This is a genomic window from Aquirufa lenticrescens, assembly GCF_019916085.1.
Classification (GTDB): Bacteria; Bacteroidota; Bacteroidia; order Cytophagales; family Spirosomataceae; genus Aquirufa; species Aquirufa lenticrescens.
In genome coordinates this window covers 279,529-291,954 of sequence record NZ_CP049834.1, presented here as the reverse complement: position 1 = coordinate 291,954, position 12,426 = coordinate 279,529, and the positions used below count along the sequence as shown (strand labels likewise).

The 12,426-nt window shown below is 43.5% G+C and carries 8 protein-coding genes; 4 read left to right on the top strand and 4 right to left on the bottom strand.

The features are described 5' to 3' along the window. Positions 1–22 precede the first annotated feature (22 nt). A complete protein-coding gene (locus tag G9X62_RS01350) occupies positions 23–1,891 on the top strand; it encodes an ABC-F family ATP-binding cassette domain-containing protein (RefSeq protein ID WP_223131029.1) in 1,869 nt (622 codons plus the stop codon). Positions 1,892–1,938: 47 nt separating this feature from the next. Here the strand turns inward: G9X62_RS01350 and G9X62_RS01345 are convergent, their stop codons facing one another. Further along, entirely contained in the window at positions 1,939–5,307 is a 3,369-nt protein-coding gene (locus tag G9X62_RS01345) for a ThuA domain-containing protein (RefSeq protein ID WP_223131028.1), read from the bottom strand. Positions 5,308–5,392: 85 nt separating this feature from the next. On the opposite strand from G9X62_RS01345, the gene G9X62_RS01340 reads away from it, so the two are divergent. Beyond that, positions 5,393–6,229 carry a dienelactone hydrolase family protein gene (locus tag G9X62_RS01340; protein WP_223131027.1) on the top strand — a complete coding sequence of 279 codons (837 nt, stop codon included), beginning with the start codon at positions 5,393–5,395 and terminating at the stop codon, positions 6,227–6,229. Positions 6,230–6,349: 120 nt separating this feature from the next. On the opposite strand, the gene G9X62_RS01335 is transcribed toward G9X62_RS01340, so the two are convergent. Continuing rightward, on the bottom strand, positions 6,350–7,144 hold the full coding sequence (locus tag G9X62_RS01335) for a phytanoyl-CoA dioxygenase family protein (RefSeq protein ID WP_223131026.1): 795 nt from the start codon (positions 7,142–7,144) through the stop codon (positions 6,350–6,352). Between the two features lie 115 nt (positions 7,145–7,259). Here G9X62_RS01335 and G9X62_RS01330 point away from each other — a divergent pair, with 115 nt between their 5' ends. After that, entirely contained in the window at positions 7,260–8,129 is an 870-nt protein-coding gene (locus tag G9X62_RS01330; RefSeq protein WP_223131025.1) for an AraC family transcriptional regulator, read from the top strand. On the opposite strand, the gene G9X62_RS01325 is transcribed toward G9X62_RS01330, so the two are convergent. Next, complete coding sequence (locus tag G9X62_RS01325) at positions 8,126–9,181, bottom strand: TerC/Alx family metal homeostasis membrane protein (protein ID WP_223131789.1); 1,056 nt, start codon at positions 9,179–9,181, stop codon at positions 8,126–8,128. The genes G9X62_RS01330 and G9X62_RS01325 overlap by 4 nt on opposite strands. Positions 9,182–9,234: 53 nt before the next feature. Between G9X62_RS01325 and G9X62_RS01320 the strand changes: the two genes are divergently transcribed. Next, positions 9,235–9,972, top strand: a complete 738-nt coding sequence (locus G9X62_RS01320; RefSeq protein ID WP_223131024.1) for a glycosyltransferase family 2 protein — start codon at positions 9,235–9,237, stop codon at positions 9,970–9,972. A gap of 39 nt (positions 9,973–10,011) precedes the next feature. On the opposite strand, the gene G9X62_RS01315 is transcribed toward G9X62_RS01320, so the two are convergent. Next, positions 10,012–12,387: a TonB-dependent receptor gene (locus G9X62_RS01315; protein ID WP_223131023.1), complete on the bottom strand. Its 2,376-nt coding sequence runs from the start codon at positions 12,385–12,387 to the stop codon at positions 10,012–10,014. Positions 12,388–12,426: the final 39 nt, after the last annotated feature.

The following is a 12,426-nucleotide window of genomic DNA, read 5'->3' as shown; positions in this document are numbered from 1 at the left end:
TCGAATTCTCAACAACAAACGAATGAATTATTTATCGGCGGAGAATATATCACGCAACCTAGGCGAAAGATGGGTGTTTAAAGGTTTATTTTTTGGCCTCCAAAAAGGCGAAAAAGTAGCCCTCATCGGAAAAAACGGGACGGGTAAAACCACCTTGATGGAATCCCTGATGGGGATGCAAACGCCAGACGAGGGAAAAATCTCCATTCGCAAAGGAATTCGCGTAGGTTATCTGCCGCAGAATCCGATTTTCGCCGAAAACGAACAAGTCCTTAATTACCTGTTCTCAGACGACTTACCCAGCGCAGTTGCCATCAAATCCTACGAGAAAGCGATGCTTTCTGGCGATTCCAAAGAACTCGAAGACGCCTTCGCCTTAATGGAAGCCCATAATGCTTGGGATTATGAGGCACGTGCGAAACAAATCATCAGCCGCTTAGGCATTCCAGATGGCGACCAAAAGGTTTCAACCTTATCTGGAGGCCAAAAGAAACGTCTTTCCCTCGCTAAACTACTTATCGAGAGTCCAGATATTATGATTCTGGATGAGCCGACTAACCATTTGGACATCGAAACCATCGAATGGCTAGAAGGAATTATGTCCGGCCCTAACGTCACGGTTTTAGTCGTGTCCCACGACCGTTATTTCCTAGACAAGGTCTGCAACAAGATGATGGAATTAGCCGATGGCTCCATCTATACCTACGAAGGAAATTACGCCTATTTCCTAGAGAAAAAAGCCGAGCGCGAAGCCTCCGATGCCAGCAGCGTTTCAAAAGCCAAAAACCTCTACCGCAAAGAGCTAGAGTGGATGCGTAAGCAACCCAAAGCGCGTGGAACTAAATCCCAATCTCGCATCGATGCCTTCTACGAAACCGAAGAAAAAGCGAATAAAAAACTAGACGACAGCAAACTGGAACTCAACATCCAAATGTCCCGTCTTGGCAATAAGATCATCGAAATCAACCACCTGAAAAAGGCTTGGGGAGACAAGAAGATCATCAACGATTTCACCTACACCTTTAAGAAAAAAGACCGCATCGGTATCGTGGGCAAAAACGGCGCCGGCAAAACGACGTTCTTACAACTTTTAACTGGATTAGAACAACCCGATTCGGGCACAATCGATCCAGGCGAAACGCTAGTGGTGGGTTATTACACCCAGATCCCTTTCGATTTCCGCCCAGAACAACGCGTCATCGACACGATCACTGAAATCGCAGAAGTAATCCCCTACGGAAAGAACGAATCGCTCAGCCCAAGCCAATTCTTGAGCAAATTCCTCTTCCCTACTGCTCAGCAATATACTCCGGTAGAAAAGCTGTCAGGTGGCGAAAAGAAGCGCCTTCAATTAATGCGGGTGCTGGTAAAGAATCCGAATTTCTTGATTCTAGATGAGCCAACCAATGATTTGGACTTAGACACCTTACAATTATTAGAAGACTTCCTTAGCGAATTCCAAGGCTGTCTACTTTTAGTTTCCCATGATCGTTATTTCATGGACAATCTAGTCGATCAATTAATCCTAGTGGAAGGCGAAGGTGAAGTGAACTTCTTTAACGGAAACTATACCGATTACCGCACGGCCTTAGAAAACAAAGAAAATGAGCCAGCTGCTAAGCAAAGTCCTGTAAAGGCCCCTTCGACAGCAGCTCCTGTAGCCGCAGCACCTAAAGGCCCTAAGCTTAGCTTCAAGGAACAAAAGGAGTTTGAAGAGTTAGAAAAAGAAATGGCGGCTTTGGAAATCGAAAAAGATTCCTTCGTCGAAAAACTCAACCAAGGTTCCGAAGACTTTCAATTGTTAACCGATTGGGCGAAAGCTATCGAGGACATCAAGAACAAGCTGGAAGAGAAAGAGCTGAGGTGGCTCGAGTTATCTGAAAGAGCATAAAAAAAGCCCCGATCGCTCGGGGCTTTTTTCGTTTAAATACTTCCTGACTAATTCTGGAAGTTCAAATTCATCAACGCATATAGCGCTCCTTCTTTCACTTTGTCATTCACAAATACCAAGTAGATATCGTGTACACCTGACGCGTTAATTGGGAAGTTATAAGCCTTCGTTGCGTTTACTTCAACAGAACCCAACAATGGACCTGTTACACTACCTGTTCTAAGTTCTAATTGACCTCCTACTGTTTGACCCGCCATATAAGTAGCCATAACAGAAAGGTTCTTGATACCCGTTAAGTCGATCGCATCGTAACGAGCATATCCACCCGAAGCAGTTGCTACTAAGATTTCGCCGATTCCATCTACTTTGAACTTCATCGTTTTAGCTGTTGCATCTGCGCTTACTGCAGGGAACTTCGCATCGCGTAAAGTCACGACTTTAGAACCTGTTACCGGCGCAATTTTACCCGCTCCTTTGTCAGTATACATCGCACGGAAGATAAACGTTCCTGGCTTTCCTTTGTCTTGTGGTACATATTGACCAGCCACTGGCTTAGATGCTTTTTTCTTGTCTGCTAAACCTAAGATGTATTTAACCATCTCACGTGCATCCGCAACTGAAACTTGTGGGTGAGCTGCCATCGCATTCTCTCCCCAAACTCCACCACCACCAGAGATGATCTTCTTCGATAACTCATCAATATTTTGTGAGCTCGCACGGTATTTCTTACTTACGTCTGTATAAGAAGGTCCTACCGATTTCTTATCGATCGCATGACATGTCTTGCAATCTGATAAATCGATCAAACGCTTACCTGTAGAGAAGGACGTATTCGCTTGGTGACCTTGCGCAATAACCGTCTTGTCAAATCCTTCTAAATAATCGATTTGCATGATGACATCGTCTTCCGCAATTTTCTTATTCGCTAAGCTTCCATCCTCTTTATCCTGAACTGAAACCTTATAAGTTACCGGCTTGTCATTCCAATAGAATGATTTGTTACCTTCAATCGCTACGTCTACCGCTGGTACTTCATTACCCGCTGTGATTTTAATCACCTCAGAATTTGAATTTCCGGCTGCATCTTTCACCGTCAATCTCACATTGTAAACGCCTGCTTTCGCGAAAACGTGTAGTGGATTTGCTGCAGTGCTAGTACCACCATCACCAAAATTCCAAGTATATTTGATCGCATCGCCATCAAAATCAACGGTGCCTGCTGAAGAGAACTTCGCTTTCAAAGGTAAAGCACCTACCGCTTTATCTACAGCCACCTTCACTTTAGGCGTTCTGTTGCCAGCGTTGTATTCAATCTTGTATAGCGCTGCCTCTTCACTAGCCGCAAACCAGTTTGGGCCATACTCTAAACCATACATCGTACCGTTTTTGTCAAACTCTAAATCCATTGGATGTGAGAAAGTCGTGTTAGGCAAGAAGCGCTCCATTTGAACGAAATCTCCTTTCGCATTCATCGAAACGGTGTAGATCATATCGCGTGACCAATCGTAGGCGAAGAATTTACCGTCATAATAAGCCGGAAATTTCGTCTTCGATGTTGCTGGGAAATCTTCACGGTAATAGATTGGGCCAGCCATGGCGTTACGAGAACCTTTAGAAATTACAGGGCCAAATTCTGGTGAATCTACATATGGGTAGTAGATAAACGCTTTTTGAGCCGCTGGCAAATGTGAGAATCCTGTGTTGTGAGGAGAGTTATTGATAGGCGCTTTGGGATTATACGTAGCCCAAGTGCTGTCCTTTGCAAAATCACGTTGGTTGTACGGACGGTTATCCGCTACGAACAATGGCCAACCGAAATAGCCCGCCTGACGTGCTTGATTCACTTCATCGTGTCCACGTGGACCATATTTCTTCGAATCTTCACCCGCATCCGGACCTACTTCACCCCAATACAAGAAACCGGTGCGCTTATCCACCGAAATACGGTAAGGATTACGGTTACCCATTACATAGATTTCTGGTTTAGCGTGGTAGATACCCGCTGGGAATAAATTACCCTCTGGGATTGTATAACCTCCTTCTGGAGTGGGTTTAATACGTAAAATCTTTCCTCTTAAATCATTCGTGTTAGAAGAAGTAGCACGTGCATCCCAGCCCGAACGTCCCGGACGGTTATCCATAGGCCCATACCCATTTGAGTCAAATGGATTCGTGTCATCTCCTGTAGAAAGGAATAAATTACCTGATTTGTCCCAAGCGATAGAACCACCCGTATGGCAACATCCGTCACGCTTCACTGGAACGCGTAAAAGTACCTTTTCTGAACTCATGATTAACGTATCTTTCACGTCATCATAGGTAAAACGTGAAAGGTGTTGTGCCGTATCTGCTTTTCCCGTTTGTGGAGAATAGAATAAATAAATCCAGTGGTTTTTATTGTAATCAGGGTCGATATTCACACCCATTAAACCATATTCGAATTTAGAGAATACGTCCAAATCAGCTACGGCTTTCGTCTTCCCTTTTTTAGGGTCATACATTTTTAATTTCCCTTTACGTTCTCCGAAAAAGATTTTCCCTGCATCTGTCACCGCTAATTCCGTAGGCTCATCTAAATTGCGATCTAATACCACTTTCGTGAAACGATTCTCCTCTGGAGGCAATTCTGAACGTAATTTCTTGGTATAATCTTGAGCAGGACCGGACGCTAACCATTGTAAGGCACCCCATAAATGTTGTACTACAATCGGCTCTTCAAATGACTCGTGCGTGTGTCCCCAGTTCGTATAAAATGCGCGGCCTCCATCGTATTCGTGGTACCAAGCCATTGGGTGGAAATCACCCATTTTACCGTCTGTATACGATTTCTCATCTAAGGTAATTAACACGTGAACATCTTTATTGAAGTTCTTCGTATCATAAAATTCATCTGTGCGATCAAAGGTCTCAGGCATGTGCGCCGTCGAAATGTGTGTGCGATCAACTGCAGTAAACTTCCCTTTTTGGACGTTCGGACGACCAGGGTGAGAGGCAAATTGGCCACCGGCTAATTTTGTATACCAAGCCCAATCGTATTCGGTATCTGTTGCCGCATGGATACCTAAATAGGCCCCACCTGCTTGAATGTAGCGCTCAAATGCAATTTGTTGCACATCGTTTAATACGTTAGAAGTCGTGTTTAAAAACACAACGATGCGGTATTGCTTCAAATTTTTCTCTGTGAAGTTCGCAGCGTTCTCTGTTGTATCAACAGAAAACCCTTTTTCTTTCGCCATCTTAAATAAGGCGATTTGGCCTGGCTTGATAGACGAATGGCGGAAGCCTTTCGTTAGCGAGAAAACTAAAATTTTCTTACCTGATAGGGGATTAGCTGTTTGAGCAAAAGCTGCAAACGTTGAAACCAATAAGGCAAAAATGAGGGTGATTCGGAGGATTCCGAACGAGGAATTTTTCATGTTTAAAATAAATAGGTTTGGGACAAAGTTAGGGCAAAACAGAAATTTCCGGCTACATTTAGAAAAAAAATTATCAAATCAAGCTATGAAAAGAATTATTGCATCCTTGGCGCTTGTTTTCGCCTCCTTTTTTGCCTTCTCTCAGACCTCTTGCTGTTTCGTTAAGAAAGACGGAATGCAGCTTTTGGCCTCTAATAAAACCTTTATTAAATCACACGCACTTCCGAAAGCCTACCACCACGTGAGTAAAGCTGGTGGCGTCATGGTGGAATTCAAAACCCCAGATGATCAAATGGCGAAAGGATTTTATATCCCTGCAGACAAACCATCTGATATCACCTTATTCGTTTTCCAAGAATGGTGGGGCCTAAATGATCACATTAAAAGAGAAGCAGAACATTTCTATAGCACATTAGGCAATGTGAATGTGTTAGCGATCGATATGTACGACGGTAAAGTAGCAACCACTCGGGAAGATGCGGCGAAATATATGGGAGGTGCGAATCCGGCACGCCTAGAAGCCATCATTAAAGGTGCCATCGCCTATGTAGGACCTAAAGCGAAGATTGCGACAGTGGGTTGGTGTTTTGGTGGTTCTTTATCTTTAAAGGCTTCCATTTTAGCCGGAAAGCAAGCCAAAGCTTGTGTCATGTATTACGGAATGCCCGTGAAGGATGTGGAGCAATTGAAATTATTGCAGACGGATGTTTTGGGTCTATTTGCAGGTAAGGAGCAATTTATCAACCCGACGGTGGTGAAGGAATTTGAAGCCAATATGAAAACAGCAGGCAAAGGAATTCAAACAAAAATCTTCGATGCGGAACACGCTTTTGCCAACCCTTCTAATCCTAATTTTGACAAGGCAGCTACCGAAGAGGCCTGGGGATTAGCAATTAATTACTTCAAAGCTCGATTAAAATAATGCGTTATCTACTCCTACTTTTCTGTGTTGCGATGCTTGCTGGCTCTTGCGCGAGTCAACGTCAACCTAAGCTTTACAAGAAAAAATGGTCCCTATTTAAGAAAAACGCTTGCGACTGTCCTAATCTCCGATAAGGGGATTTAGGGCAGAAGCTGCGGGCAACCCAGGGGCTAAACCTTGCAACCACCGCTGGCGATCTGCCTCTTGGTTCTGGTTTTGCGGCTCCATCACCCGAGCCTCCGCGTCCATGTAGATGACGGTCATTACTTCTCTCATTTTAGTTGATTCATTTCCCGGGGCATTATGCAAGGTCCAGCCTAAATGAAAGGTGGCATCTCCGGCTTTCATGGACTTTTGGGCCACAATTTCATAGCCCTGTTTAGCCACATAGTTGCCTATTAAGGCTTCAGATTCATCAGAAATCTCCAGCTTAGGCAGATCAGCACCGGAAGATTTCGACGCAAAAGTGAGCATGCCCATTCCCTCTTCAATATCCACCAAAGGCATCCACATCGTCACCGTTTTAGGGGTATCCAATGGCCAATAATATTGATCCTGATGCCAAGGGGTGTGACCTCCACCGGGTTCTTTGAACAAGGCTTGATCGTGGTACAAACGTACATGTTGAACTCCTAATAATTGAGCTGCGACGGAGGCGAAGCGTTTCGCTAAGGTAAATTCCTTGACCGTTTCCGAGCTTTCCCAAAGGTTCATCATTTGTAGAAACGCCTTTCCATACGTATCACGCTCCTCCATCGGTTTTTGCTGGGCACGAAATTCATCCGCCCAGTCCAAAATCGCTTGGCGATAAGGCCTTAATTCTTCTGCTGAGATTAATCCCGGAATATAGGCATGGCCGTTAGCGGCAAAATAGGCTCTTTGCTCCGGCGAAACGGGAAAGGGTTGGTTTAACATCTTTTTTTCTTGCAAAGATTTCGGAAAATATTTTGGTGGGCTACCTTTATTTTGGCCAAAAAAGATGCAATTTTACCATTCTACGATCCTAAGCTCACAAATAGGCTAAAATTAAATGAAAGCACAGCGCGAACACCTTCATTCCGGATTTCAAATCAAACACGTGAAACAAGCCCGTTTTGACGCACCCTATCATTTTCATCCTGAATTAGAATTAACCCTGATTATCGCTGGCGAAGGCAAGCGCTTTATTGGCAACCAAATCACTGATTTTAGACCAGGCGACCTCGTTTTACTAGGCGAAAACCTACCCCATTGCTGGCAAAACCACCGCAAAGATTGGTTATTAGAAGATCCTGATCCAGAAGGGGCGCAAGCATTAGTCATCCACTTTAGAAAGGATTTTCTGGGCGAAGAATTCTTGTCAAACGAAGCCTGTCAAGGTTTGAAGAATCTATTCGAGAAAGCAAAAACCGGTTTCTCTATCGTGGGTCCCACACAGGATAAAATCGCCCGCGAAATGTTAGCCCTGAGCGAGATGGCACCGTTTCCTCGGCTTTTGGCCTTCTTACAAATCCTGCATACCATCGGAATTTCCACCGCAGATGTACAAGCGATTGATACCACAGAAGGGAATTATGCGATTGCAGCAGGGGATTTAGAACGAATCAACCGAGTGTATGCCTATGTCATCGCTAATTATACGCAAGAAGTCCATCTAGACGAGGTGGCACATTTAGCGAATATGACGGAAACGGCTTTCTGCCGTTACTTTAAAAAAGTAACCAACAAGACTTTTGTCGAATTAGTGACAGAGTTTCGGGTGAAACACGCCTGCACATTGTTGCGGACTACGAACAAACCGATGATTGAGGTGTGCTTTGAGAGCGGTTTTGGCAATATTTCCCACTTTAATAAGCAGTTCAAGGCCTGGATGAATACGCCGCCTTTGCAATACCGCAAACTAGTGAACGAATGGCATTAAGCCTTTTTCTTCTCTGGAAATAAAACGCTTAACAAGATACTGATCGTCAAAATTCCGATGATCACTCCTAAAGAAGAAAGTGTCCCAAAACCCCATTCTTCTAGCTTCGAATGCGCTAACATTTTTCCTCCTACGAAGCTCAATAAAACACCCAAGCCCATAGGCAAGAAACGGAACAAGCCCATCAAACTAGAGAGGAAGAAGAAGAGTGAACGAAGCCCCATTACGGCGAAAACGTTCGAAAAGAAAACGATATAGGGATCTTTTGATATGGAAAAAATAGCCGGAATCGAATCTACCGCAAATAAAATATCAGTAAAGGCAATGACTACCACCACAATGAAAATGGGTGTAATAAATACCTTTCCAGTCTTCATTCGAACGAAAAAACGCCCAATTACATTCCGTTTGTAGACGTTGAAAAAGCGAGATAATAAACGAACAACCGGGTGATTCGCCGTATCAATTTCTTCCTCCTCGTGTTTCGAAAATAAAATCTTCACCCCCGTGTACACTAAGAAAGCGCCGAAAACATAGATAATCCAGTCGAATTTCTGCAACAAGGCCGCACCTAAAAAGATAAATACGAGACGTAATATAATCGCTCCCAAGATTCCCCAAACGAGGATTTTCTTGTAGTAACGCTTTTGAACTCCAAAAGAATTAAAGATCAAAATGAACACAAAAACATTATCCGCAGACAAAGAATATTCCACTAAATAGCCTGTGATAAACTCCAAGGACATATTATTTTGAAAAACCGCTAAGGCCTCATAATAAGAACCACTCCCTAAATCAATGTGACTTGCATACGCTTGTTGCACTGCTTTCAGACTCGCCATATCTGAAATCCCATGAACCATTGCCCCGTTAAAGCCTAAGAAAATGTAGAAGGCAATAGCTAATAAAACCCACATACCGGTCCAGAATCCCGCTTCCTTGAAGGTAACTTCCGCCACCGTATCTTTCTTAAATACGCCCAGGTCGATTAACATCACGGCTATTACACCTACCGAAAAAAGAAGAAAAAATAGCGATTCGCTCATAAATATTTAATTTTACACTTTGGCCGCACAAAGGTCGCAAAAATAGCTTAGAAATAATTATGTACGAAGGTAAAAAGGTCATCGTCGTTATGCCCGCTTACAAGGCCGCGCTAACCCTAGAGAAAACATACCACGAAATCCCCCACGATTGGGTGGATGAAGTGATTTTAGTCGATGACCATAGCCCGGACAATACCGTAGAAGTGGCGAAATCCGTGGGTATACAACACGTGATCAGACACGACAAAAACCTAGGCTATGGGGGTAATCAGAAGACCTGCTACACGAAGGCTTTGGAGCTGGGGGGTGACATCGTCATCATGTTGCACCCAGATTACCAATACACGCCGATGTTATTAAAGGCGATGATTTCAATCATAGGTAATGGCTTGTATCCAGTCGTTTTTGCTTCACGCATTTTAGGAAAAGGAGCACTAAAGGGCGGAATGCCGATTTACAAATACATCGCGAATCGCTTGTTGACTTTGTTTCAGAATATCATGATCGACCAAAAGCTTTCTGAATACCACACCGGTTACCGGGCGTTTTCGAAAGAAGCTTTGGAGGCCGTGAAATTCACGAAATGCGACGATGATTTCATCTTCGATAACCAAATGGTCTTACAGCTTTTCTGGAAAGGATTCGAAGTGGGTGAAGTAACTTGCCCTACGAAGTATTTTGACGAAGCCTCTTCGATTAATTTCAAACGCAGCTCCATCTATGGATTAGGCGTACTTTGGTATTCTGTCCGTTACCGCCTCGCGAAATGGGGTTGGAAATGGGATTTAATGAACTAACAAAAAAGCCTCAGATTTTACGGTCTGAGGCTTTTTCATTTAGAATCGAATACTCGCTCCCAGCAAGAAATTAAATCCAGCTTGTGGATAATAGAAATTCTCCGTGGTCGTCGCTCCCGCATATCGGTACGAATACGTGTATCCATTCGATGAATACAATTCGTTCAACACATTATTCAGCAATAACGTGAAGGATGGACCTTTCTTCAATGTATATTTCAAGCGAATGTCTTGAGTCGTATAAGCTTTTAAAGAACGCCCCTCATTCGACGTATTATCCAAGTATTGTTTCCCCACATATTTGCTCAATAAACTCGCTTCGAAAGCGCCTACCACATAGGTCAACGTATTTCCTGCAATTAGAGAGGGTGAATACGCAATGTCCGTATTTTCGTGATGTATGACAGGCATATCATAGGTGTCATAATCGACTATTTCCTCTTTGAAATGGCGGATACGGTTTTGGCTTAGCGTCACATTTCCATTCCAAAGCAGGCGCTTGGAGATTTGATAATTCAGGGATGCCTCAACCCCTAAACGATAACTATCATCCACATTCTTGCGGATGGCATCCCCAGTGGAATTGACCGCTCCCGTCAAAACAAGCTGATCTTGATAGTTCATGAAATAGCCATTCAATTGAAACGCATATTTCGTGCCTGAACGCTGGTACCCTAACTCATAGTCTTGCAAATATTCTGCGCGGGGAGCAGCTCCTGGATTGTCCACAAAATCCTGGCGACTCGGCTCCTTACTTCCAGCAGACACAGAGGCGTACACTTTAGCTTGTTCTGAAATTTGATGTGTTAATCCAAATTTAGGATTGAAGAACGCATAGTTATTGTCCGCATCCAAGGCCAAAAACTTATCAGCAGTTCCATTCATCCGGTAACCTACCGTACGGTACTGCAAATCTACATAGGCATTCCAAGCAGCAGATAAATTAATGTTGGCTTTCGCATACAAGTTTAAATCGGTTTTTTGCGAACGGCTACGGTACCATTCTCTCCCCGGATAAGGATCCTGCAATACCCCAAAATGACGTCCTACATAGCGATTCCAAGCACCACCAAAAGTGAATTTAATTTGTTGCGAACCGGTATAATTCAACGCGAAAGTCGAACCATAGAAATCATTATCTAACCATTTTCGGCGAATGACATCGACACTTTTAACCAGTAATCCTGAAAAACCGTAATTAGTTAAATCTGCGGAAGGTTTAAACTCCTCATAATACCCACGACCATACGTATAATGAGCATTCAAATCTAAGTTCCAAACCTCCGACAACCGGTGATTCGTCATTAACTGGTAGTGATCCTGCGCATAATTATCTGTCTGATTATCGTAGGTATAATAATTATAGGTTCGACCACTTTTCAATAAATTATCTGCCTCTGCTGCACTTAAATAGTTCCGATCAATATAGGCCTGCATCTCAGAAACGGATCCATTTATCCTACTTTCGGGAGTACCATACCACGATTGATAGGTCTTTTCTTTTCCGGTAAAGTAGTTCAAACGGATAAAACTTTTTTCACCAAAATAGCCCGCAGAGAAATAAGCAGACAGCAAATTAGAAGAAGACCGGTCGATAAAACCATCCGAAACGATACGCGATAAACGGCCATCAATCGTAAATTTTCCTCCTAACAAACCTGAACCTGCTTTAATTGTCGTTTTTAGTGTTCCAAAAGATCCGCCAGACGCATTCACTTCGCCATAAGCCATAGGCTCAAACGTATTCGTCTGCATATTCACAGAACCTCCAAAAGCACCCGCTCCGTTCGTAGATGTTCCCACTCCACGCTGGATTTGAACCGAATTCACTGAACTCGCAAAGTCCGGCATATTCACCCAAAATGTACCCTGCGATTCCGAATCATTAATCGGAATACCATTCACCGTTACGTTCACCCGTGTAGCATCGGAACCACGAATTCGAATACCCGTATAGCCTATACCCGCTCCAGCATCGGAAGTGGTAACAACTGATGGTGTAAAATTGAGTAATTGTGGCATATCCTGGCCCAGATTACTTTTTCCTAGTTCCGCAGCCGATACATTCGAATAGGCCATCGCCGAATTTTCATCCGCACGAGTGGCGCGAACTACGACTTCATCTTGCAAGAAATTGGATTTTTTCAGCGCGATTTGACTGGCTTTATCTGCCGTGATTTCTACTGGATCATAGCCCACAAACCGCACGGTAAGGATTGCATCTTTAGTGACGGTTAAATTAAAATGCCCTTTAGCATCTGTTACGTTTCCTTTCTGACTTCCTTTCACAGAAACGGAAGCACCCCATAAAGGAGCTTTGGTCTCCAGATCGAAAACGATTCCCTGAACTTTTTGTGCAAATACACTTTGCACACACAAAATAAGCGTAATAATAAGCGTTGTTGCCTTTTTCATTTTTTTTGAAAGTTTAGCAACAGGTAAAGGAGCCAAATC

Excerpts from the sequence above, each read along its gene's own strand:
- G9X62_RS01335 (WP_223131026.1), bottom strand. The coding sequence starts at position 7,144 with ATGTTAAACCAACCCTTTCCCGTTTCGCCGGAGCAAAGAGCCTATTTT.
- G9X62_RS01330 (WP_223131025.1), top strand. The coding sequence starts at position 7,260 with ATGAAAGCACAGCGCGAACACCTTCATTCCGGATTTCAAATCAAACAC.
- G9X62_RS01315 (WP_223131023.1), bottom strand. The coding sequence starts at position 12,387 with ATGAAAAAGGCAACAACGCTTATTATTACGCTTATTTTGTGTGTGCAA.
- G9X62_RS01340 (WP_223131027.1), top strand. The coding sequence starts at position 5,393 with ATGAAAAGAATTATTGCATCCTTGGCGCTTGTTTTCGCCTCCTTTTTT.
- G9X62_RS01350 (WP_223131029.1), top strand. The coding sequence starts at position 23 with ATGAATTATTTATCGGCGGAGAATATATCACGCAACCTAGGCGAAAGA.
- G9X62_RS01345 (WP_223131028.1), bottom strand. The coding sequence starts at position 5,307 with ATGAAAAATTCCTCGTTCGGAATCCTCCGAATCACCCTCATTTTTGCC.
- G9X62_RS01320 (WP_223131024.1), top strand. The coding sequence starts at position 9,235 with ATGTACGAAGGTAAAAAGGTCATCGTCGTTATGCCCGCTTACAAGGCC.